20 protein-coding genes are annotated in these 22,511 nt (G+C 38.2%); 10 read left to right on the forward strand and 10 right to left on the reverse strand.

What is annotated here, in order from left to right:
• Positions 1-6: 6 nt before the first annotated feature.
• Positions 7-351 carry a PilZ domain-containing protein gene (locus OQE68_RS11680; protein WP_180568803.1) on the forward strand — a complete coding sequence of 115 codons (345 nt, stop codon included), beginning with the start codon at positions 7-9 and terminating at the stop codon, positions 349-351.
• 124 nt (positions 352-475) lie between these two features.
• Here the strand turns inward: OQE68_RS11680 and OQE68_RS11685 are convergent, their stop codons facing one another.
• On the reverse strand, positions 476-1,621 hold the full coding sequence (locus OQE68_RS11685) for a phosphatidate phosphatase App1 family protein (protein WP_180568802.1): 1,146 nt from the start codon (positions 1,619-1,621) through the stop codon (positions 476-478).
• A 270-nt stretch (positions 1,622-1,891) separates the two neighbouring features.
• On the opposite strand from OQE68_RS11685, the gene OQE68_RS11695 reads away from it, so the two are divergent.
• The 3 genes from OQE68_RS11695 (at position 1,892) to OQE68_RS11705 (ending at position 5,440) form a co-directional block, all read left to right on the forward strand.
• Positions 1,892-3,031: a TIGR00266 family protein gene (locus OQE68_RS11695; RefSeq protein ID WP_180568801.1), complete on the forward strand. Its 1,140-nt coding sequence runs from the start codon at positions 1,892-1,894 to the stop codon at positions 3,029-3,031.
• A 241-nt stretch (positions 3,032-3,272) separates the two neighbouring features.
• Positions 3,273-4,511 carry a S1 family peptidase gene (locus tag OQE68_RS11700; RefSeq protein WP_180568800.1) on the forward strand — a complete coding sequence of 413 codons (1,239 nt, stop codon included), beginning with the start codon at positions 3,273-3,275 and terminating at the stop codon, positions 4,509-4,511.
• Positions 4,499-5,440: an FHA domain-containing protein gene (locus OQE68_RS11705; protein WP_180568799.1), complete on the forward strand. Its 942-nt coding sequence runs from the start codon at positions 4,499-4,501 to the stop codon at positions 5,438-5,440. The genes OQE68_RS11700 and OQE68_RS11705 overlap by 13 nt, the downstream gene beginning before the upstream one ends.
• A gap of 75 nt (positions 5,441-5,515) precedes the next feature.
• Here the strand turns inward: OQE68_RS11705 and OQE68_RS11710 are convergent, their stop codons facing one another.
• The 6 genes from OQE68_RS11710 to OQE68_RS11735 all read right to left on the reverse strand — a co-directional run bounded on the left by OQE68_RS11710 (position 5,516) and on the right by OQE68_RS11735 (position 9,258).
• Positions 5,516-5,974, reverse strand: coding sequence for a GNAT family N-acetyltransferase (locus OQE68_RS11710; RefSeq protein ID WP_353618544.1), 459 nt, complete (start codon positions 5,972-5,974; stop codon positions 5,516-5,518).
• A gap of 95 nt (positions 5,975-6,069) precedes the next feature.
• Entirely contained in the window at positions 6,070-6,657 is a 588-nt protein-coding gene (locus OQE68_RS11715) for a PhnA domain-containing protein (RefSeq protein ID WP_180568798.1), read from the reverse strand.
• Positions 6,658-6,764: 107 nt separating this feature from the next.
• The gene (locus tag OQE68_RS11720) at positions 6,765-7,160 is read right to left on the reverse strand and encodes a protein tyrosine phosphatase family protein (protein ID WP_180568797.1); all 396 of its coding nucleotides are present in this window, start codon (positions 7,158-7,160) and stop codon (positions 6,765-6,767) included.
• A 30-nt stretch (positions 7,161-7,190) separates the two neighbouring features.
• Positions 7,191-7,988: a substrate-binding periplasmic protein gene (locus tag OQE68_RS11725; protein WP_180568796.1), complete on the reverse strand. Its 798-nt coding sequence runs from the start codon at positions 7,986-7,988 to the stop codon at positions 7,191-7,193.
• 229 nt (positions 7,989-8,217) lie between these two features.
• Complete coding sequence (locus tag OQE68_RS11730) at positions 8,218-8,577, reverse strand: GFA family protein (protein WP_180568795.1); 360 nt, start codon at positions 8,575-8,577, stop codon at positions 8,218-8,220.
• 39 nt (positions 8,578-8,616) lie between these two features.
• Positions 8,617-9,258 carry a Vat family streptogramin A O-acetyltransferase gene (locus tag OQE68_RS11735; RefSeq protein ID WP_180568794.1) on the reverse strand — a complete coding sequence of 214 codons (642 nt, stop codon included), beginning with the start codon at positions 9,256-9,258 and terminating at the stop codon, positions 8,617-8,619.
• 421 nt (positions 9,259-9,679) lie between these two features.
• Between OQE68_RS11735 and OQE68_RS11740 the strand changes: the two genes are divergently transcribed.
• Entirely contained in the window at positions 9,680-14,008 is a 4,329-nt protein-coding gene (locus tag OQE68_RS11740) for a non-ribosomal peptide synthetase (RefSeq protein WP_180568793.1), read from the forward strand.
• Between the two features lie 60 nt (positions 14,009-14,068).
• Positions 14,069-14,935: a siderophore-interacting protein gene (locus OQE68_RS11745; protein ID WP_255490874.1), complete on the forward strand. Its 867-nt coding sequence runs from the start codon at positions 14,069-14,071 to the stop codon at positions 14,933-14,935.
• A 784-nt stretch (positions 14,936-15,719) separates the two neighbouring features.
• On the opposite strand, the gene OQE68_RS11750 is transcribed toward OQE68_RS11745, so the two are convergent.
• On the reverse strand, positions 15,720-16,082 hold the full coding sequence (locus OQE68_RS11750) for a winged helix-turn-helix transcriptional regulator (protein WP_255490873.1): 363 nt from the start codon (positions 16,080-16,082) through the stop codon (positions 15,720-15,722).
• Positions 16,083-16,286: 204 nt separating this feature from the next.
• On the opposite strand from OQE68_RS11750, the gene OQE68_RS11755 reads away from it, so the two are divergent.
• From OQE68_RS11755 to OQE68_RS11765, 3 genes are all read left to right on the forward strand, one after another.
• Positions 16,287-17,300, forward strand: a complete 1,014-nt coding sequence (locus tag OQE68_RS11755) for an MBL fold metallo-hydrolase (RefSeq protein ID WP_180568792.1) — start codon at positions 16,287-16,289, stop codon at positions 17,298-17,300.
• A 126-nt stretch (positions 17,301-17,426) separates the two neighbouring features.
• Positions 17,427-18,425 (forward strand): NADP-dependent oxidoreductase, encoded by a 999-nt coding sequence (locus tag OQE68_RS11760; RefSeq protein WP_180568791.1) that lies wholly within the window; start codon positions 17,427-17,429, stop codon positions 18,423-18,425.
• 145 nt (positions 18,426-18,570) lie between these two features.
• A complete protein-coding gene (locus OQE68_RS11765) occupies positions 18,571-19,113 on the forward strand; it encodes a peroxiredoxin-like family protein (protein WP_180568790.1) in 543 nt (180 codons plus the stop codon).
• Between the two features lie 49 nt (positions 19,114-19,162).
• Here the strand turns inward: OQE68_RS11765 and OQE68_RS11770 are convergent, their stop codons facing one another.
• Both OQE68_RS11770 and OQE68_RS11775 read right to left on the reverse strand, forming a co-directional pair.
• Entirely contained in the window at positions 19,163-19,609 is a 447-nt protein-coding gene (locus tag OQE68_RS11770; RefSeq protein ID WP_180568789.1) for a YaiI/YqxD family protein, read from the reverse strand.
• A gap of 248 nt (positions 19,610-19,857) precedes the next feature.
• Complete coding sequence (locus tag OQE68_RS11775) at positions 19,858-21,264, reverse strand: sodium-dependent transporter (RefSeq protein ID WP_180568788.1); 1,407 nt, start codon at positions 21,262-21,264, stop codon at positions 19,858-19,860.
• A gap of 375 nt (positions 21,265-21,639) precedes the next feature.
• Here OQE68_RS11775 and OQE68_RS11780 point away from each other — a divergent pair, with 375 nt between their 5' ends.
• The gene (locus tag OQE68_RS11780) at positions 21,640-22,497 is read left to right on the forward strand and encodes a type 2 periplasmic-binding domain-containing protein (protein ID WP_180568787.1); all 858 of its coding nucleotides are present in this window, start codon (positions 21,640-21,642) and stop codon (positions 22,495-22,497) included.
• Positions 22,498-22,511 lie beyond the last annotated feature (14 nt).

The raw sequence follows: 22,511 nt of genomic DNA on the forward strand, positions 1-22,511 counted from the left end.
AGTAATGTGGAAAAATTAAGACTTAATGATCACCGGCGTTACCCCCGAACCAAGGTTCAATGGTCAGGTGTTATTAAATACCGAGACCATATTATTGAAGTGACTACAGTTGATATTTCCGTACAAGGGATAATGGTAGAGTCCTCTTTTAAAGTGAAAACTAATCAACATGCTATGTTAATGTTGAACTGTAATTTTAATAATAAAAAAGCAGTTCTCTACGCTAAGACTAGAGTTAAGCAAATACGAGTCAGTCAATACAAATTTAATTTGATATTAATATTTGAGGAAATTTCGCCTAAATTTAGGAATTTTATAGATAATTTTGTGTCAGCTAGTCAGAATTTTTGATTTGACTGTAGAATGTCATCGTACTTTAGTTTTGGGGGTACCAGTTTTATATTCTAGCTAAGGTTGTTCATATTTCAAACTTAGTGCTGGTTGATGGTTAATAAGTGTGATTTTTACTCTAGCACTAATTTTTATTTAAGAATGATAGAACTTGAACCTCTTTTGGGTCTTTAAATAATTGCCATTTATCACCATTAATTCCAGAAAAAGCTTTTTTATAACGGTTCTCTGTTGCTAAAGAATTATTCACATTGCGGATGAACGCTTTTATTATTTGTTTAGGATATTGGCGCATTAACTCACCATAAACTTCAGGGTCTTGTTCGCCACTATCACCTACTAAAATAAATTTACGCTTAGGATAAACTTTTAAAATAGCTTCAATTTGCTGGGGTTTGGTTTCAGTGCCTTTTTTAAATAAATTTAATAAAGTCTCATCCTTAAAACGAATATATTTTAAGCTATAACTGGCCCAAGGGTAGCCTGCTGTGTCTGCAAATTCGGCCAGCGGTTGATATAAATGCCATGGGCTAGAAGAAACAAAATGAAAGGTTATCCCTTGTTGCGCCCAGCTTTGATATAAAGCTGGCATACCAGCAGTGGGGATAAAATCCTGAAAAAAGGTATAGTTCATTAACTTAGTATGGTCTGTAACTTGAGTTACTTTGATTGTGTCATCGATATCGCTTATAACAGATATACCTTCAGGGGGAATCAGGCTTACAGCTCCATAAAAGTTTCTTTTGTCTTTCGAATTTATTGCAGCACTAAATATAATCTGATTATTTTGCTGTAACTGGTCAACTTGAGATTGAGTGAGAGTAATAATGTCTTGAAAGTGACCATTGGGTAAAGACTTTGGTAGAGTATAATGTTGTTTTTCTATCTTGATAATAATTGTCTTATTTCTTTCGTTATCAGCAATTAGCAGGTTAACTCGTCTATCAAAGTTTTTTTCAGTTTGTTGAGATGTTACAGATAGACCATACTTTGCTTTTAAGGATCTAGCAATTAGCTGTTTCCGAATGATACTTTTTTCTGGTTCATAAACCCAGCCATGAATGGGCAAATACCAGAGCTGTGATGTTTCATCAAACCATGCACTACTGCGGAAAAATTGTACATATTCATCAGATTTTATGTTGGAAACTGCTTGACCATCAGCAAGCTTGTTGTGAGCCTTAATGGAAGAAGCATGCCCATAAGTAGTTAAAAAAATATAAATACTGCAAAGTATCAGTGTTGTATAAAGCCTGATTGTATAAAACATACTGATTTACCAAAAACGTATTTTTAATGCCATTAATAATATCTTGTATTAAATTTATATGTAAGCACACCTAATGTATACACTATGCAGTGTACTAAAAAGAATGTCTAAAAATGCACTTTTTATAGGATAGCTGTTAGTATCATAGCATTGTGTTTTAATGAAAGTGACTTAACAACAGTGTCTTAGTGAAAGCAGTTTAACGAAAGCAGCTTAACAAAAATAGCTTAACGAAAGTGACTTAAACAAACCTATGTCAGGAGGCTCCTTGTGAACCAATGGTACTTTTCAATTGATGGGAAGCAGTCAGGACCAGTTGATGATGCAATGGCCAAGGTGATGGTGAGAGAAAATCCTGGTTCTTATTGTTGGAAGCAAGGTTTTAGCGACTGGTTGCCAGTTTATGAAGTACCCGAGTTACGTCGTATGAAGAAGGATGGTGTGACACCTTTTCCGCCACCACCAGCAAATATGATGTCACCTAAACCCACGGCATTACCCCAGGTTGCGGGACAGACTTCAACTAATGTTGCGACACCGGCGAGTCAAACAGCAATACAGCCACAGACCACTGCTAAAGCGACACAGGCATCGGCAGGTTTTGGTAGTGCCCAATACACAGAAGGTATTGATTATAAAATATACGGCACAGAAACTCAGTTTCTTGAACTGGAGTTAGATCCAAAAGAAAGTGCTGTTGCAGAGGCGGGTGCCATGATGTACAAGACATCAGGTGTAGAAATGGAAACTATATTTGGTGATGGCAGCCAACAACAAAGCTCAGGCTTTATGAGCCAGCTAATGGGAGCAGGGAGAAGGCTAATCACAGGAGAGAGCTTATTTACCACCGTATTCACTCAGACTGGCTCTGGCAAAGGTAAAGTAGCTTTTGGTGCGCCATTTCCTGGCACTATATTGCCTATTTCTTTACCGGATTATCATGGCAAGTTGATTTGCCAAAAGGATAGCTTTTTAGCAGGGGCTAAAGGTGTTGAAATTGGCTTACATTTTCAAAAGAAAATTTTAACCGGGCTATTTGGCGGTGAGGGTTTTATTCTGCAAAAGCTAGAAGGGGATGGGTTAGTATTTGTTCATATGGGGGGGACTGTCCATAAAATTGAACTAGGCATAGGTGAAACATTGCATGTAGATACTGGTTGTTTAGCTGCAATGACGGAAAGTGTAGATTACGACATTCAGCGTGCAGGTGGTATTAAAACAATGCTCTTTGGTGGTGAAGGCTTCTTTTTTGCTACTTTGACAGGCCCTGGTACTGTTTGGCTACAAAGCCTACCATTCTCCAGGTTGGCAGGTAGAATGCTAGCTGCTGTACCGGGTGGTGGACGTTCTCAGGGTGAGGGTTCACTGTTAGGTGGTTTGGGCGATTTATTTGGTGACAGTCGTCGTTAGCTTTGTTGGTCGTTTTATGTATGGTTGGGAAAGCCATAGTGTTGTACCAACCAAGAACAAATAATTTTTGATTATAAGTAAAATCTAAAAAATGGGGATGAAGCTAATTTGGTTTTGAGTTGTCTTACCATTTTGTGAAAACTATCCTAAAAGTGATATATACGATACTATCCGTTCAATGAAAACAAATATTATTCGACATTCATTATTACTTTTGCTGTTGTTATTTAGCAGATTAACATTGGCTGATGAGACTAGTCCTGATGGTAAGGCAACCCAGTTATTTAATGAGTTTAATAAGCAAGTTTATCAAATACGTGTAATTGATATTGCATCAGGAGACAAGTCAAGCATAGGTTCTGGCTTTCAAGTGAGTGCAGATGGGTATATGGCCACTAACTTTCATGTAGTTTCCTCTTTCATTCATGAGCCTGAAAAATACCGACTTGAATACGTCAGTCATAATGGTGTGACAGGTCCTTTAGAGGTGAAAGGGGTTGATGTTATTCATGACTTGGCTGTGCTTAAAGCTAAAAAGCTGGCAGCTAATCATTTTCAGTTTAGGCTTGAGTCTATTGCTAAAGGTGACCGTATATTTTCCATGGGAAACCCTCAAGACCTGGGGATGACTATAATAGAAGGTAACTATAATGGCTTAGTGAAAAATTCTCGGTTCAAAAAAATATTATTTTCTGGTTCGTTAAACCCTGGAATGAGTGGTGGGCCTGCTTTAGATATAAACGGAAATATTATTGGGGTTAATGTGTCAAAGGCAACCCGGGGTGAGCAACTTAGCTTTCTCGTACCTGTCCAATACTTGAATAATCTGGTTAAGCAAGTGGAAACAACAGTAACCAGCGATGACTCTAAACAAGACAAAAACTTTAAAAAAATAATTGAAAGTACATTGCATAAAGATCAGGATGAGTTTTTTAAAAAAATTTCAAGTCAACCATTTTTGACTGATAGCTTTGGTGATTTAAAGTTACCTACCAAACTAAGCCCAACATTAAATTGTTGGGGACACTCAGTTGATGATGAAGAGATAAAATACAATAGCTTTCATCAACATTGTAAATTAGATGACCAAATATACATAGATAATGACTTTTACACGGGTGACTTCTCTTATGATTATGAGTGGCTGACTACTAGTAAACTGAATCCACTGCAGTTTTATGATGCATTAGAGCAACGCTATAGCCATATCAAGTTATACAACTCATCAGGTAAAAAACATACGACTGCATATCAATGCAAATCAGACTTCGTGAATATTGCAGAAAGTTCTTGGAAAATTTCCAGCTGCTTTCGTGCTTATAAAAGTTATAAAGGGTTATATGACGCATTATTACTTATGGCCTTGGTTGATCGCAATGATAAAGCAGCCATTTTAAAAATAGGGGCAGCTGGCATTAGTAAACAGAATGCAACGTTACTCTTTAAAAAATTTATGGAGTCAATAGAGTGGCAGCACTGATTATCCAAACAGGTATAAGACATGGTCGCGTAGCGGAAGTGGTAAAAAGCAGAAGTGATTCGTTAACTATTGGTCGAGGGTTTAATAATGACCTGGTCTTAGTCGATCCTTATATCGCTGCTAACCAGCTTTGTTTTAGACAGAGGGAAGGGGAGTGGTTTGTTGATATTATAGATGAAACTAACCCTATATTAATCAATGGACAAATTATAGTTGATAATACCCAAGTTCAATCGGGTGATAGATTAAGAGTTGGACGAACCAGTATAACAGTATATCTTGATAACCATCAGGTTGAACCGACACGTAAATTATTGCTTTCTGGCTGGCTGCATCATGATAATTTAGGAATATTACTACCGACACTGGTTTTGCTCGGGGTATGTTTTTTAGATGCAGGTGTTGACTTTTTACAAGTGTCTGCACGTTATGAGTGGAAGGAGTATGTGTTTTATTCGCTTATTGGTGCTCTGATTATAACTATTTGGGCAGCAGTATGGTCAATCACAGGTCGGTTACTCAGGCATGAGCACCACTTTTCTAGTCAATTATTAATTACAAGTGTGGCTGCAGGCGTGTACACTTTATTAGAGCCAATAAGTAGTTATATAGAATATGCAACTAATAGTATCTTTGCTGGCGAGGTTACAGCTATATTTTTTGTATTAGTAGTATTAACTGGTGTATTAAAATTTAATTTGATGTTTGCTACTAATATAGTAAGAAGTACCACCGCTGCATTGGTAGCGAGTATAAGTGCTACTATTTTTATACACACAATGAACTATTTAGAGCAAACTGACCACAGTAATAGGCCTGAGTACTCAAGTGTACTAAAAGCACCATTTGCACATATAAGTGGTGACAGCTCAATCGATGAATATTTTCAAGAGTTAGAAGGGGAATTTGAGCAACTGAAACTAGAATAGTGCAACTTCATAAAGTAGGTCCTCTATATTACCTAAGAGGTCCTTTAATTTTCATAGTGAAGTTCATTGCAAATCTCAGTTTTTGGTAAGCCGTGTATCATCAGTTGGATTATAAGTCATTAGAATTTCAATCATGCCAGTATGTTTATCAATTTGCTCTTTTATAGTAGTAAAGTCATTTTGCTGATAGAATTTAATACTCTTTTTATTATCTCGATATACAGTGAGGTCTAATTTATTGCGTAATGATTTTGCTTTTAATAATAACTGTTGTCCAATTCCACTGCCTTGATCAGAAGGGTTCACAAATATAGCGGCTAAAGTGTTATTGTACAGTGAGAAAAAGCCTTTAATACCTTCAGCATCTTCATACACATATGTTTCAGATGATGGTATATAGACCTCTTGCATTAGGTTTAATTTAGAGTGCCAAAAGTCAGAGTTTACAAAGTCATGTGCTTGAATAGAAGCTTCCAGCCAAATATTCAATACAGCATTCATATCTGCTGGCATAAAGGGACGTATCATTGTCATATATATTTTCCTTTCCATTTGCCCTGTAAAATAAAAAATTTTACAGGACATATACCTATTTTAAGGTGTAAAAATTATTTACGAAGAGTATATCATTAACGAGGACTAGATTTTTTAACAAACTTAGTCAGGATTACAATTTGTTGGCCATTAACACGACCTTCAATTTGCTCAGGGTTATCAGGTACTAAAGATATTCCACGTACAGCTGTACCTCGCTTAGCGGTAAAATTAGCACCTTTTACATTTAAATCTTTGATCAGAGTGACTGTATCACCTGCTTCCAGCAGAGCACCATTACTATCCAAATGTTTTACTGTATCACTACTGCTATTTCCCTCTCCAGTGGCTTGTGCCCAGGCTAGGGTTTTATCATCTAGATAAAGCATATCTAACAAGTCTTGAGGCCACCCTTCATTTTTTAAGCGAGTGAGCATACGCCATGCCATTACCTGTACCGCAGGTACCTGGCTCCACATACTATCATTCAAACACCGCCAATGATGTGTATCAACTGAATCAGGATTTTCAATTTGGGTATGGCACGTATTACAAAGCAGAATACACTCCTCAGCATTACCATTGGAGCTGGGAGGAACTTCATATACGCCTAATTGCTCAGTTGTTCCACACAACTCACATTTAGACTCACTACGGGCATGCAATGCTTGTTCAGTGTTCATTATTTGCTCTATATAACATCATCAAATACATTCATTATACAGAAAATTATAGAGCATTTATAAAGCTAACTACTTAACTATAAGAGTACAAGCTAAGGTAAATGATATTATACTCCCAACATAGGTAAGTGTTTGATAAGGTGATACTTTAATGATAAGGCGATACAATGTTTTAGTTCATCTACTGGAACGGCTGAAACGCGGTAGTTCATTATACAATGTACCCATATTTTTGTGTCTTTTATTGATGCCATAATTTGACAAAACTGTTTGACCTGTTTGGGTAATGGCTTATCAAAAGGGATAGGTAAATGTAGATATGCCATGCCTAAGCTGGTAACAATACTTCCTTCTTCAGGAATAGACTCGGCGTGATCAGGCATTGCTAAATTAATGACAGTTTCATAACCTGCATCAGCTATTATCTGAAATTGCCCCCTTTTAGGCTGGCCTGAAGTTGCTATATTATCTCGTAGTTGAATATAATTTTTTATTGAGTTCATGTTGTTAATTAAGTAAAAGTATGAGTTTTTTTATTTAATATAATTGTTAACAATTTTATCGATTAAACCATTTTTTCTCATTTGAGTTAGAATAGAATCAAGTTTTTTTATGAAGTCCTTCTTGAATGGATAATGTTCAAGGCCTCTATTTGTGTAACCAAGGTAGCCCCATTCGCTACTCAAAACGGGTCCTTGTTTGATATTCCCATGAATAGCAGGTTTATATTCACCAGATTGCTTTAGCTTTTCGAGCCCCCAAAGAATTGATATTTTATCATTGACATAGCATGGTATTCGTTTTTTTAATAGTTTAAGTATATTTAAATGATTGCCTCTTGCTTCTTCCACTTTTATTCTATTTTTTTCTGCAAATTTCCAAAAATAATCACTGAACATTTCGAAACCACTATTGCGGCCAATAGTTAATCCTGAGAAATCTTCTGGCCAATTAACTCTTTTGTTTTCAACAAAGATTTCCTCTCGGCATACAAGAACAATTTTCTCCGCCAGAATGGGAGTTGAATAAGGGTCAATATAAGGGCGAGTTTCTTTTCTGAGGTAGGGAGGATATAAAGCAAAACTCTCACCTAGTTCTAGTTGTTTTAAGCCACGTTTCCAGGGAACTGGGTGAATTTCTATATTATATTCAGTCATTTGACGAAAAGCATGTAATAAGATATCAGTATATATGCCGGCAGCCTCTCCATTTACTTCATAAGAGTAAGGAGGATAAGAATTATCTGCTAGTACTATAACTGGAACGCCCGATTGTACATGAAATACAGATGTCATACCTAATAGAGCTAATACTAGTGCTTTTATCATCATTACAGCGATAAGCTTTAATTTGGCTCAAGTATAACTAATATAGCAGCTCATAAACCCCTAGTAGTACTAACACAAATGGTTGGTTTCAAATTGCTAATAAACGGTTGCGTACCTCCATTAATGCAAAGCTTAATAGATTTAATTTTTTCCATTTATTTGGGTTGGTGGAGTCAGGGAGGTCAACAGGTAAACCAATATAAAACCTCATATAAAGCAGTATCGACTGTGATTAGTCAATAAATCGCCAAGAGTCGGCACCATCAAATTTTTTGACTGGAATTGATTGAATAGTTTCAAGATTGAACATTCTTCCATTAATTGCAACCCGTTGCTCTTCACACTTCTCAGTTGAGGCATAATGTGTTGTGCAGCCACAAATACTGCAATGGTGCAATTCAAGGAACTTATCACCCCATAAGTAAGTTCTTGTGGGTTCATTTTTGATATTGACTTGAACTTCTTCAGGCTGATAATAAGCCCATAAAGAGCCTATTCGATTACAGATTGAGCAATTACAGCTGGTGACAGTAGAGGGCAAATTATTAACTGTAATATTAACGTTACCGCAGTGGCAAGAGGCTTTATACATACTGTATTATCCTATATTATTTTTTGTATTTTCACTTTATTACCTTGAATTATCTACAGCTAATAAGCGAGTTAAATCACAATCGACAATAGCTTCTAAATTTGCTGTAATTGTTTCGGCATCCCAATTCCACCAAGCAATTTTTAACAGCTCATTTATAGTATTATCATCAAACCTGAATTTTATTATTTTGGCTGGATTACCTCCTACGATACTGTATGCAGGAACATCTTTAGTTACAACGGACTTACTGGCAATAATGGAACCGTTACCTATGTTAACTCCTGGCATAATGGTTGAGTCATAACCAATCCAAACATCATTTTCTATTACGGTATCGCCTTTGTAGGGTAGCTCTCCTTCCTTTGGCATAACTTTTTCCCAACCATTACCAAATATTTGAAATGGATAGGTAGAGAAGCCAGAAGTTTTGTGATTGGCACCATTCATTATAAAGGTTACATCTTTGGCAATGGCGCAGAACTTTCCAATAATTAACTTATCCCCAATAAATGGGAAGTGATAAAGTACATTTTGCTCGAATCTTTCTGGTCCATTTGGATCATCGTAATAAGTGTAATCACCAATAATAATATTCTCTGAAGTGATGAAATTCTTTAAATAACCAACTTGAGGAAAACCTTTCATTGGTTCCTTATCATCAGGGTTTGGCCCTTTCAATATTATCTCCTGTCAAAACTAGCTCCTGAAATTTCCTTAAGCTTTAATCATTTAACATTTAGGCACGCTACCGCCTTTGAAAGGTGGTGTCCCAATAGTGAGCAAACTATATTGTCCTACAATTGTTTTGTATGCTAAAGCAAAAGCATACTTAATCTGTAGCAACTTGAGTATCTTACTTTAGTTAAATATAAGAGCATTCCTCTAAGACTATATAAAATCTGCATGAGTGATCTCTAGGTTGTGTTGTCTTCACTCCAGCCACCTATTATTTATAGGCTTATGAAGCCTCGTTATTTGGTGGCTGCACCTAAAAACAATTCGTAAAGGGTATACGACCTAATTATAGTTGCGAATAGTTATCATTTGCTTTAGTCTAGTCTATGTTTCAGTCTGTAATTATTCCTTTTGGGAGCTCCCAATGTCAGCACTACTTCAGCTGTCTTCTGCTCAATATGGTATCTGGTTAGGGCAACAACTAAACCTAAACAGTTCAGCTTATAATACTGCTGAGTGTGTTGAAATTGCAGGCCCTTTGCAAGAGGAGGCTTTCAAGCAGGCTGTATATCAGGTTTTACAAGAAACCCAGGCGCTTCGGCTGAGCATTATTCAGCAAGCCGATAATACACCCCGGCAGTCTATTCAACCGTTAGCTGGTTGGTCTTTAGCTGTTATTGATTTTACATCACAAAATAATCCACAACAGGCAGCTAAGCAGTGGATGTCTAACCATTTAAAAGAGGCAGTTGATGTATCTGTAGGCCCCCTCTATTACCCAGCACTATTAAAGCTGGGTGCTAATCAATATTATTGGTATCAGCGCATTCATCATGCGGTGATAGATGGCTATGGATTTTCACTTATTATAAAGCGAGTGGCAGACTTATATACAGCAACTGTTAATCAAGTGAGTCCTGTATCAAAGCCATTTGGTTGTCTGACTAAAGTGATAGAAGAAGATCTTTCATATCGAAATTCTTCAAGATATGAGCAGGATAAACTATTTTGGCAACAGCAAATGGCTAGTTTATCAAGAGTAGCCACTTTTTCCCAAAGTACATCAACCATATCTCAAGACTTTATTCGATATGAAGCGAGTATTGATCCATCATTAGTTAAAACAGTTGAAATGTTGGCAAAAAAACTGGGAGTCTCGTGGCTGGATGTGTTTGTTGCGATATTTGCAGTATTCATTAGCCAGTATAGAAACCAATTTGAAGATATCGTAATCGGTTTACCTGTCATGAATAGATTGGGCTCACATGCTATTCGTGTACCTTGTATGCAGATGAATATTATTCCTTTAAGAATTCAAATTGATGCAAATGACAGCTTTTCTACTGTGGTAATGAAGGTAAGTGAAAAAATACGCCTTACTAAAAAGCATCAAAAATATCGTTATGAAGATATGAAACGGGATTTGGGCTTATTAGGTGGTGATCAACGCTTATTTGGTCCAGTGATCAATATAATGCCATTTGATAACAACCTAAACTTTGGTGAGTATAAAGCAGAAATACATAATCTAACAGCTGGACCAGTTGAGGATATTTCATTTGGGATTTTAGTGCCAGGGCAAGGTCAAGGGATGCGTTTAAATGTAGATGCTAATCCAGTTTGCTATAACGAAAAAACAATACAAGGGTTGTCACAGGACTATTTAGCGTTGATAACGCGCTTAACAGAAAGCCCTGAAATAATAGTTTGTAATCAATCACAGTCAGTGCAGCTGCTGAATGGTGGTGAAAGTCTGGTAGCTAATAGAACTGTTATACAGCTGATTGCTGACTCAGTTAAACAGTATGGCGATAAGAGTGCAGTAATACATGAAGGTGTGGGGCTGACTTACAATGAGTTAAATGATTATGCGCATTTAATTGCAAACTTAGTTACCAGTAAAACTCGCTTCGACAATAAAAATCCACTAATTGCTATTTTATTGCCAAGAAGCATAGATGCCATCAGTAGTATATTGGGAGTATTGATGGCTGGAGCAGGGTACTTGCCATTGGATCCAGAGTGGCCTGCATTAAGAATTCATGAAGTCCTTGAAGATGCTCAGCCTGATTTAGTTATTACTTATTCATGCTATCAAGAGCAACTTACTGGTAATATCAGAAAGGTTTTATTTCTTAACGAATATATACGTTCACCAATTGAAAGTTCTGCAGAAGTTGTACAATGGTTAACACCTAAAACAGAGCTGGATTCAGTGGCTTATGTTATCTATACGTCTGGCTCTACAGGCAAGCCTAATGGTGTAGCAATCAGCCATGGTGCACTAGCGAATTTTGTGACCGCAGCAGCACAGTGCTATGGGGTAGATAATAAAGACAGCATTTTACAGTTTGCACCACTGCAATTTGATGCCAGTGTTGAAGAAGTATTTTTAGCGTTATGTACTGGTGGTTCTTTAGTGTTGAGAACAGAGGAAATGCTCAACTCTATTCCACAGCTGTTGTCTGATTGTGCTAAGCATAAAATTACAGTGCTTGATTTACCCACTGCTTTTTGGCATGAACTAACGTTATCGATGACTTGGGAAAACATCCCCCCAACCCTGAAAACGGTCATTATTGGTGGGGAAGCTGCATTACCAGAAAGGCTTGCATGTTGGCAAAACCAGGTGGGTTGCTCAGTAAAATTACTTAATACCTATGGCCCAACCGAGACGACAGTTGTTGCCACGTTTGCAGATATCTCCAAAGTAGATCCAGATAATCAACCTCTTAGTATTGGTCAGCCTTTGCCTGGTGTGAAAGCAGTAATATTAGATAGCCAATTACAGCCAACAGCGGGTGAAGGTGAGCTTTATTTATTAGGCCGTAGCTTAGCTAATGGCTACTTAAATAGACCTGAGCTTAATCAACGCAGATTTATTAACCTTGATTGTTTGCCTGGTCATCCTAAAGCTTATCGTACAGGTGATAGGGTAAAATTGAATGAAAATAATGAGCTGATTTATTTAGGCAGGATTGATGATGAATTTAAGATAAGTGGCTATCGTGTAAACCCTGCTGAAATTGAGAATATTCTTATTAAGCAGCCAAGTATTCAAGATGCAGCTGTTGTTGGTCAAACACTAACAAATGGTAGTAAACGGCTGGTTGCTTTTGTTGTTCTGCAACCCCATCTGCAAATCACTTTAACCTCAGAAGCAATTCGTCATATATTACTAGAGGAAATGCCGCCTGCAGTGGTTCCGTCTGCTATTAAGCTAGTAAGTCAATTACCTAAAACAACTTCAGGAAAAATAGATAGAAAACAGCTGCAAAGCATATTTCAGCAGGAAGAAAGCACTCAGAAAACCACAGTAACAGTTACTCCTTTAGAAAAAACAATACTTGGTATTTGGTCAGATGTATTAGGGCAAACTGCACTGAGCCCTCAAGATGATTTCTTTAAAATAGGTGGACAGTCTCTACAAACAATTCAAGTAGCAAATAGACTTGGATTGGAGCTGAACCAAACAATAGCGGTAGCTGATATTTTTAAATACCCAGTTGCAGCAGATTTAGCAGCGATACTATTGAACAGTGATTTAAATAAAACTACAAATAAAGAAGCAGTGTTGGCGTTGGGCGATCATATACTTGAAGAAGAGTATGTTGCTAAAAACTTAAATAAAGTAGTTATAAATAGTCATCCTAAAAAGATATTGTTAACGGGTGTCACGGGTTTTGTCGGGGCCCAATTATTACATAAGTTGTTAAAGCATACCTCTGCAGAAATTTATTGTCTGGTTCGAGCAAACAACAAGCAGCAAGCATGGGAACGTATAAAAGCAGCGCTAACTCAGCAGCAATTAGCAGTTAATGAAGATGAGTCAAGGATAATACCTGTCATTAGCGACCTTAGTCGGCCTTTATTAGGATTAGAAGAGCAAGAATTTGATTGGTTAGCAAATGAATGTGATGCAATTTATCATAATGCTGCTGTGGTAAGCATAGTTCGAGACTATACAAGTTTAAGGGATGTGAACGTGCTGGCTACAAAGGAGTTGCTGAAGCTTGCTGCTAGTAATCGAGTTATGCCATTTCATCATATTTCAACTCAAGCGGTAGCTGCGCCTCCGGCAATAATGGATGAACTTCCAGAAACGTTTATCAATTATCATGCGGGTTTAATAGATGGCTATCAGCAAAGCAAGTGGGCAGCAGAACATTTAGTACAGCAAGCAGGAAAAAGAGGGCTACCTGTGAGTTTATACCGGTTAGGTCGGGTAACAGGGGCTATGGAAACAGGCTATGTCAATAAGCAGGATTTTTTCTGGCGTATTATTCATGCAAGTATACCAATTAAAGCAATACCACAAATAAATGTTGAAGAAGTATGGACTCCAGTTGATTTTGTTGCAGACGCTGTTAGTCGTATTTCATTGGCACAAACGACCGGTCCAAGAGTATTTAATCTTGCTTTAGACAGAAAAGTACTCTTATCGAATTTGTTTCAGTGGATGGAGGAGTTTGGTTATCAACTTACTTCACTACCCTTATTTGATTGGAAAACACAAGTTAAAAAATACGCCAATGATGAAGACTTGGCAGTAGTCGCTTTTTTTGATATGAGATCTACTGATGGTGTCAATAAATCTACGGAAAAGAAAATAGCCAATAAGATAGCAAATCAAAAATTTAAAGAAGAGATTAATAAAATAAACCTTATACAGCCAGCTATTAGTAAAGAACTATTCTTTAAGTATTTAAAATTTGCGATAAAAAATAAGCTGATTCTCGGTCCTGATTTGTAAAAAATACTAATAAAATTTTGTTGTCAAACGTTTGTGAGTAATCTTAAAAGAGGATTAAAGTTGAATAGCCATGTTACAACAGCTGTTATAAGGAATACGGCTAAACCGGCTCCAAAGCGTACACCACCTAGACTTTTACAGGTGGTGAAGTCTGAACGTATATCTGCACATATGCAGCGTATTACGTTGGCAGGGGAAGCTATTAAAGGATTTCCAGATGATAGAAATGGTGCTCATATAAAGGTTTTTTTACCACTTGCGCATCAAGATAAGCCTGTTTTGCCAACATTAGGCCCAACAGGGGTCATTTGGCCACCGAAGGAAGAAAAGCCTATTACTCGAACCTATAGTGTGCGCAAATATCATCCAGAACGAGAGGAGCTGGAGATAGATTTTGTTTTACATGGAGCTGACAGCCCAGCTTCAGGCTGGGCTTTAAAAGCTGAGCCTGGTGACTTTTTAGGTGTAGCTGGACCTGGTGGACCTGATCCATTACTAGCGCCTGCTGACTGGCATATTATTGCAGGGGATATGACTGCTCTACCTGCAATTGCTGCATTGCTTGAAGAGCTGCCAGAACATGCTACAGGGTATGTATTTATAGAAGTAACGGATGAAACGGAACATCAACCATTAGTTACTCGTTCAGCGGTTGAAATACACTGGTTATATCGAGGAAATCTTGTTGCTGGAAAGAGCACTCTACAATTAGATGCCATTAAGCAAATAGAAAAGCCAGTTAACATTAAAACGATGTCTGCATGGGTGGCTGGTGAAAACAGCGCGGTAGTCAATATTCGTAATTATCTAAAAAGTAAATATGGCCTGACTAAAAAGCAGCTATATGCGGTACCCTATTGGCGTTATGGTTTTAATGAAGAGGGCTATCATGAAGAACGCCATAGAGTAATGGATGAGAAGTATTAAATAACTAATGATGTAGGGGCTCAGAAAATCTGAGCCTAATGAAAATTACAAGTCAACTAGCTATAAGTTAACTGTTAATAACTATATTTTCTTACTTTGCTGATCTTTTTATCCTTTTCACACTTTCCCATTATAGGTTGTTTAATGATCATGGTAAGTGAAGCTTGTTATTTTGGTTCGACAGTTAATTGAAAGACAATTGTTGCTCTCTATGGCTTATTTCTGATTATGAGGATGTATGGAATGTATACTAAACAAACACTCGTTGCTTATTATTTATCCGACCAGTAATATAATACTGATTTAGGTAATCATGGATACCATGCGATAATTTATAAACGAGAGACTTACTTTTTCTATTTCCGGGCCGGCAATTTAGTGATAAATGAATAAAGATATTAGATATATTAAATAGCTCAATAATAGATTCCAGAAGGACACCATCAGCCATATTAAAAGCCTAGGTAATCTGTTTGTATTTTATGGGGCTAGCTGAGCGTGGAGACCATTGGTTATTTCAATATTGGAGAATGTAAGGCAGAAAGCTATAGTCCTTATTATCAAGCAAGTTATTAATACAAGAACATTAGTTTACACTGACGAATACAGCATTTATCGTAGATTGCCAGCTTGGGATTATCAGTATAAAACCGCTTGTCGCGGGAGTTATTAAATAATTTAGTAGGGCTATTAACCTAGCCCACAAGAGTCCATATCAAGCTGAATTTTTTTTAATTCAAATGCTTGCTGAGCGGGTACGCATTGTAAATGGAAACGACTGCCGCTATTCCGCAGACTGCAGTAGCTTCTTATGGCGCTCGCCCCAGGCACATAGCATATCCATAATCGGCCGCAGCTCGTCGGCAATTGGAGTGCTTGTATACTCAACCCTTGGCGGAACTTCTGCGTAGACCTTACGTACAATCAGATGGTTAGCTTCCAGTTCTCGCAACTGTTGCGTCAGCATCTTCTGGGTAATTTTAGGAATACGCTTCCTGAGTTCTCCAAATCTCAGCGTATTGTCCCGCAGGTGATACAGAATGACTACCTTCCACTTTCCACCAATGACATCAATAGCGGCAGTTACCGGACAGTCCATATTTTCAGTACAGCCAACAGGCTGATTTGTCTGCTTGTTTTTACTCATTAGTTACTTTTTATATACCTTGTTCCTAAACAGTGCGTACTTGATCTTCATATACCAAGTCACTATGGTATATAAAATATACCAACAGCGACAAAGATACCATGTAATGGTTTTATACCATAAAGCTGGCGTGATGTCCTTGGAGCACGGCATTGTCGGGAGAATCCTGACAAGTCCACTGAAGGAATGTAACTGGAGATCGCAATGAAAAAGTTTTCAAGCAGCAAATTACTAATGGCAGCTGCAATTCTGACCTTGTCAGCAAATGCAGCTGCTGCTGAATTTATCTATAAACCAGCGTCACTGACGAGGATCGCCACTAACTTGCAAAAGGTTGAAGGGGGGCACCTTGAGCGCTTTAAAAAACCATTCGAAGTGCAACGTTTAAGTCAAAACATTTACTGGATTTCTGTTGCTAACTACAACGTGACTCTACTTGTGGGTGAAACGGGTGCTTTACTTATTGATGCCCCGATACATGCAGGTAAAAGGATTTTAAAGGCTATTGAGGCGATAACAGATAAACCGCTTCGTGGAATTGTATACTCCCATGCGCATGCCGATCATGTGGGTGATTCCGGTGTGATTTTAAAAGAGCTTAGTGATAACAACATCGATATATACGCGACAGAGGAAGTCCGAGTGGCCTTGATCTCTCATAAGGTGACTTTGCCAGCGCCGGTAACAAAAATTATTTCGGACAAACTGGTTTTTGAAGGACACACTTTTGAGGTATATCAAAACTTCGATGGCCATACTCCGGATAACACTGGCTTTCTGATTAAAGATGGTGGCCGCAAGATCTTACATGCGATTGACCTGATTCACCCTGATCAGTTGGAGTTTAGAAGTTTCTCCAACGTTGAAGATGCCATCGCATATAAAAACGATATAGATTATCTGCTGTCGCTAGATTGGGATGTAATGGTTACCGGCCACAGCAATCTAGGCTATAAAGAGGACGTTAAATTTGTTCAGGAATACATTCGGGATATTCAAAGTTATATTCATCAGGGCCATTCAAAAGCAGACTTCTCGAATCACCTGAAAAGCAATACCCCATTCGCTTGGTATGCTGGCTATAGTGATGAGGTCATCGATTTTGCAACCAGTTTGCTGGCTGAGAAATATCGCGAAGGTCGAGAGGAAGAGTTTGATATTGTCGCCCGATCTCATGTGGAAGTCCTATTCTGGGCAATGCTTGCCCGTGCACTCTAACTTGTAGCTGAAATCATTAATACAAATCAGCTCCGTCTCATGTGTAATGTGATGAGTTAAATCCATTGCGCCTGAGCTGGACTCCTCAATGTTAAAAGGCTGACCTGCTCGTAAAAGGAAATAATAATGACGACGTATAAGGTAATCAATTTAATCAAGCGCCCATTGGCAAGAGAGGTTAGTGCAGAATTATTTGAAGTGGTAGATAAAGAAATTCCAACTACAGGACCAGGAGAGGTGTTAGTAAGGCAAACTCATATGTCACTGGATCCTGCCATGTTAGGCTGGATGAGTTCAGATAAAAATAGCTACATGCCACCGGTGGAGCTCGGTTCTGTGATGCGAAGTTCAGGTGTTGGTATCGTGGTACGTAGTAATCACCCAGAGTTTACTTCTGGTGACCGTGTCATGGGGAGAATGGGCTGGCAAGAATATTTTCTCAGTGATGGTGACAGCCTTAATAAAGTGACAGCTACGTTACCCGATGAGGCGGTACTATCTATTTTAGGGTTGCCTGGTTTAACTGCAACCCAAGGATTTCTTAATATGGCAAAACCCAGTACCGGAGAAACACTTATTATTACTGGTGCCGCCGGAGCGGTAGGTTCTATGGTAGGACAGTTAGCAAAGGCGCACGGTTTAAATGTTATTGGGGTTGTTGGTAGTGACGAAAAAGCGCACTGGATTACGACTGAGCTGGGATTTGATGGGGCGATAAACTACAAAAAAGAAAATATCGAAAAGCAATTAGCTCAGTTAGCCCCCAAAGGTATCGACATTTTCTATGAAAATACTGGCGGCCCTATTCAGAAACTGATCATTGAGCGTATGAACCCGCACGGACGAGTAATCGTTTGTGGCTTAATTGCTGATTATGGAAAGGTAGCGCCGCCAGTGGGACCAAGTTGGATGAATGTCATGAAAAAAAGACTGTCTATCTTAGGGTTTACTATGACAGATCACTACAGTGAAATCTCCAGTTTATTGGCTCAGCTCATTCCTTACGTTGAACAGGGTAAGCTTAAATATAGGGCACATGTAATAGACGGGTTGGAATCTGCAATTACAGGTTTGAACTTACTTTTTACTGGAAAAAATCAAGGAAAATTAATTGTTAAACTGTGATTTATTCTATCAAGAAAATCTTCTATCAAGAAAAATAGTAAATAGAGTGAATTTCAGTCGTCAACAGGCCTAGCTGAGCAAAGTGAGAATTGCCTTGGCTATGGTTAAAAAATAGCATTTTAATAAATAACCTTGGAGCAAATGTATGACACATTCTGCAATTTTGGCGGGTTCCCCTTTTCCTAAAATCATAGTAAATCAACAGGATGAAATCCCCGTTCACCTTGATGTTATTAGCGAGGATATGGATTGGAAAATGGTGGTGGTTTATCGTGGCAAACACTGCCCATTATGTACTAAATACCTTAATAAACTGGAAAATTACAAGCAACGGTTACAAAAGATTGGAGTTGAACTCGTTGCTGTTTCGGCTGATGATAAGGCGCAATTAACGCAACATTCAACTGAGTTGAAAGTCAGCTTTCCAATTTACTACGGGTTGAGTATTGAGCAAATGCAGGAATTAGGTTTATACATTTCTAATCCAAGATCAAAGCAAGAAACCGATCATCCCTTTGCTGAACCCGGTATTTTTGTCATTAATGAAAATGGTCAAGTGCATTTGGTTGATATATCTAATGGCCCATTTGCACGCCCTGAATTGGACTTATTGGTATCTGGAATAGAGTTTATAAAAGACCCTAGTAATAATTACCCAATTCGTGGCACCTATAGGGGACATAATTGATTACACAACCAAGTAGTGCTTCCCCAGTTATCTTCTGGGGAATAACGAGTCACTTTGCTTTTTGCAGCCACTTATCGAGATGGTTTGCAAACATTTGCTTGTCGCCCTGACTTAATGGAGCTGGCCCACCAGTATGAATGCCACTACTTCGCATCGTTTCCATAAAGTCTCGGATATTCAAACGAGATTTTACATTTGCTTCAGTAAATAGTTCTCCTCTAGGGCTTAAAGCAAGAGCACCATTATCAATTACCTCTGATGCCAGCGGTATGTCAGAAGTTATTACTAAATCACCAGGGTCAACTCGCTTTACAATTTCATTATCGGCTACATCAAAACCACTTGAAACTTGCAAAAAAGAAATAAACTTTGAAGGTGGCGTTTGCATATACTGGTTAGCCACTATGGTGACTAACACCTGCTTCCTCTCAGCTGCTCTATAGAGGATATCTTTTATAGCAACAGGACAAGCATCGCCATCTACCCATATTTTCATATACAACTAATTTCCTCTATCATTTATGTTTAAAATTGATGATTGATAAGTACCATCTTACATCTCTGCTACTATTTTAGACTAAGCGGTAAAGACGATGTGTCCGTTTTTACTGATAGAAGCCTGTTGAGGCTTTAAAAAAGGGTATTTAAAGATGGTAAACTACATAAAGTTTAATATTTAAATTGAAGATGTGAGTGGTACATACAGAAAATTAGCTTTATTTTATGTATATACCACTCATATATTTAGATAATTTTCAGAGCATTAAGAAAGACGATCACAATACAAATTGGAGTGATAAAACGCATTGTAAATAGCCAGACGTTGTACATCACGCCTTTGCCTAACCCTAGCTCTTCTTGAGTAACTTTCTTATGGATTATCCAGGCACTGAAAATGGCCATTGCCAACCCACCAAGTGGCATCATTAGGTTTGCAGTTAGGTGGTCAACCATGTCAAAGAAGGTTTTGCCAAATAACTTTTCCTCTTTCCATAAGTTGAAGGAGAGGGCAGAGCCTACACTTAGTAACCACAAGCCAAAGCCGAGTAAAGTGCAGGCTTTAAAACGGGAAATTTTAAATTTCTCAACGAGTCGGGCGACACTGGGTTCTATCATAGAAATAGCTGACGTTAAGGCAGCAATTGATAGCATGATAAAAAATAAAGTACCTACTATTGTCCCTAATGGCATTTGGCCAAAAGCAATAGGCAGTGTAACAAAAATAAGGCCTGGACCGGCTGAAGGCTCTAGGTTGTTAGCAAATACGATAGGGAAGATCGCCAAACCAGCCAGTAAGGCAACTACAGTATCAACTATACCAATATAGATAGTAGTTTTAGCAATAGACACGCTCTTGGGCAGGTAGGAGCCATAGGTCATAATAGCACCACTGGCTAAGCTTAAAGTAAAAAAGGCATGGCCTAGTGCGATCAACATGCTTTCACTAGATAGCTTGCTGAAATCTGGATTAAACAAAAAACTTACGCCTTGCATAAAATGACCTGTCGTCATGGCATAGCCCACCATGATGACAATAAGCACCAACAAGCATGGCATTAAAATGTTAACAGCTTTTTCCAGGCCAGACTTAACACCTTTACCTACTATAAAAAGAGTGATTAGTATTACCAGGGTGCTCCAAGTAAGGAGCCTGGTGGGGTCACTAAGCATGCCTTCAAACATACTGCCTATTTCAGCAGGGCTTTTTCCTACAAAAGTAGTGTCGGCTGCTACCGAAATATAAGATACAGACCAGCCAGCAATAACTGTGTAAAAACTAAGAATAAGAAAGCCGGCGATAACCCCCGACCAACCCACTATTTTCCACAAAGATGTGCTACCCGCTTCTTTAGCAAGTGATGCCATTGCATTTGGCGGACTTTGTTGGCCTCGGCGACCAATCATTATCTCAGCCATCATCAGAGGTATACCTATTACTAGAATACAGGCGAGGTAAACGAGTACAAACGCTCCACCACCATTTTCTCCAGTAATATAAGGGAACTTCCAAATATTCCCTAACCCTATAGCTGAGCCGGTGGCTGCTAGGATAAAAGATAACCGGGTTGACCACTGTAAACGACCCGATGATGGGGTGGCAGTTGCATCCAATGAGGAGCCTGCCGTTAAGGTTGAGTTACGTCCAGACATATAGTTGTTCCAAGAATAAGACACACCTAGGTTGATTATTAAATGAGATGCTAAGTGGCTAGCCCTGAGATTTCAATACGAGCTTAGTTTGGCGACCCTGAGGCTCAAGAGAAATGTAATGTAAGAAGGGCCAGAAACTTGCGAGCGAAATTGTATATAAAATGATCTATTTTGTGTTTTTAAGGTACTAGAGTACGTTTCAATAAGTGATATAGCGTTTAGAGTTACTTTGCTAAATTTGATGTTTCAGTAATTTTGATACAAGTGGACATATGTCTTATTGCTGCACTATTATTTGCAGCTCCTGAATTGTGGCTTTCCAATACCGCCTGTTGGTTGTACCAAGCAGTAGAGTAGTTAGGCAAGGGGATTACTATGCTCAAATACATTTCAATGCTATCGTCGTGTTTTATCAGCATTGTTTTCGCAGGAGCACTAAAAGCGAATATCGAAGTCATGTACCCTAATATGGATGGCATTGGAGGCGACTCAATTGGTTTTCATGTATTAGAGCTGGCATTAGAAAAATCTGGACAAGATTATTTCTTGAAACTTCATGGTCCTTCTGTTAACCAGAGAAGTGCGAAAAAATTCGTAGAAAGAGGGATTTTGTCTATATTTGATGCGGGATATCAAGCAGAGTTAGAACAGCGTTTTGAGCCTATTTATTTACCTATCGATAGAGGTATACTTGGCTGGCGGCTATTTATTATTCATCAACAGAATATTAATAAATTTTCAGCAGTTAAAGATTTGGTAGATCTAACGCAGTATATCGCTGGTCAAGGAGTTGGCTGGGGAGATATACCCATTCTTGAAAATGCTGGGATTAAAGTCATCAAAGCAAGCCGGGTATCGCAGTTAATAAATAAAGTTGAAAAACAACGCCTTGATATATTTCCTTTGGGCGCAAATGAAGTATATGGCTTTTTAGATAAATATCGAAACAAAAATAGTAGTTTGGTTATAGACAAAAATTTGGTTCTAGTATACCCCTTTGGTCGTTTCTTTTATGTACGTAAAGGTAATACCACACTAGCCAATACGATTAAGCTAGGCATGGAAACAGCATTAGCCGATGGTAGTTTACAAACGCTACTTGAAAACCATCAGCATTTTAAAGATGCTTTTAGTAAAGCTAATTTAAAACAAAGAAAGCGCATTGATATCGAAACGCCTAATCTGACTGAAAAGTTTAAAAATATCGATCCAAAGTGGTGGTATAGTTTTTAATTTTTTCGAGGTGT

The sequence above is a fragment of the Spartinivicinus marinus genome (assembly GCF_026309355.1).
GTDB lineage: Bacteria > Pseudomonadota > Gammaproteobacteria > Pseudomonadales > Zooshikellaceae > Spartinivicinus > Spartinivicinus marinus.

Bases quoted from the DNA above. Each gene is read 5' to 3' on its own strand.
- OQE68_RS11685 (WP_180568802.1), bottom strand. From the start codon at position 1,621: ATGTTTTATACAATCAGGCTTTATACAACACTGATACTTTGCAGTATT.
- OQE68_RS11710 (WP_353618544.1), bottom strand. From the start codon at position 5,974: ATGACAATGATACGTCCCTTTATGCCAGCAGATATGAATGCTGTATTG.
- OQE68_RS11715 (WP_180568798.1), bottom strand. From the start codon at position 6,657: ATGAACACTGAACAAGCATTGCATGCCCGTAGTGAGTCTAAATGTGAG.
- OQE68_RS11720 (WP_180568797.1), bottom strand. From the start codon at position 7,160: ATGAACTCAATAAAAAATTATATTCAACTACGAGATAATATAGCAACT.
- OQE68_RS11725 (WP_180568796.1), bottom strand. From the start codon at position 7,988: ATGATGATAAAAGCACTAGTATTAGCTCTATTAGGTATGACATCTGTA.
- OQE68_RS11730 (WP_180568795.1), bottom strand. From the start codon at position 8,577: ATGTATAAAGCCTCTTGCCACTGCGGTAACGTTAATATTACAGTTAAT.
- OQE68_RS11740 (WP_180568793.1), top strand. From the start codon at position 9,680: ATGTCAGCACTACTTCAGCTGTCTTCTGCTCAATATGGTATCTGGTTA.
- OQE68_RS11750 (WP_255490873.1), bottom strand. From the start codon at position 16,082: ATGAGTAAAAACAAGCAGACAAATCAGCCTGTTGGCTGTACTGAAAAT.
- OQE68_RS11755 (WP_180568792.1), top strand. From the start codon at position 16,287: ATGAAAAAGTTTTCAAGCAGCAAATTACTAATGGCAGCTGCAATTCTG.
- OQE68_RS11760 (WP_180568791.1), top strand. From the start codon at position 17,427: ATGACGACGTATAAGGTAATCAATTTAATCAAGCGCCCATTGGCAAGA.
- OQE68_RS11765 (WP_180568790.1), top strand. From the start codon at position 18,571: ATGACACATTCTGCAATTTTGGCGGGTTCCCCTTTTCCTAAAATCATA.
- OQE68_RS11770 (WP_180568789.1), bottom strand. From the start codon at position 19,609: ATGAAAATATGGGTAGATGGCGATGCTTGTCCTGTTGCTATAAAAGAT.
- OQE68_RS11775 (WP_180568788.1), bottom strand. From the start codon at position 21,264: ATGTCTGGACGTAACTCAACCTTAACGGCAGGCTCCTCATTGGATGCA.
- OQE68_RS11780 (WP_180568787.1), top strand. From the start codon at position 21,640: ATGCTCAAATACATTTCAATGCTATCGTCGTGTTTTATCAGCATTGTT.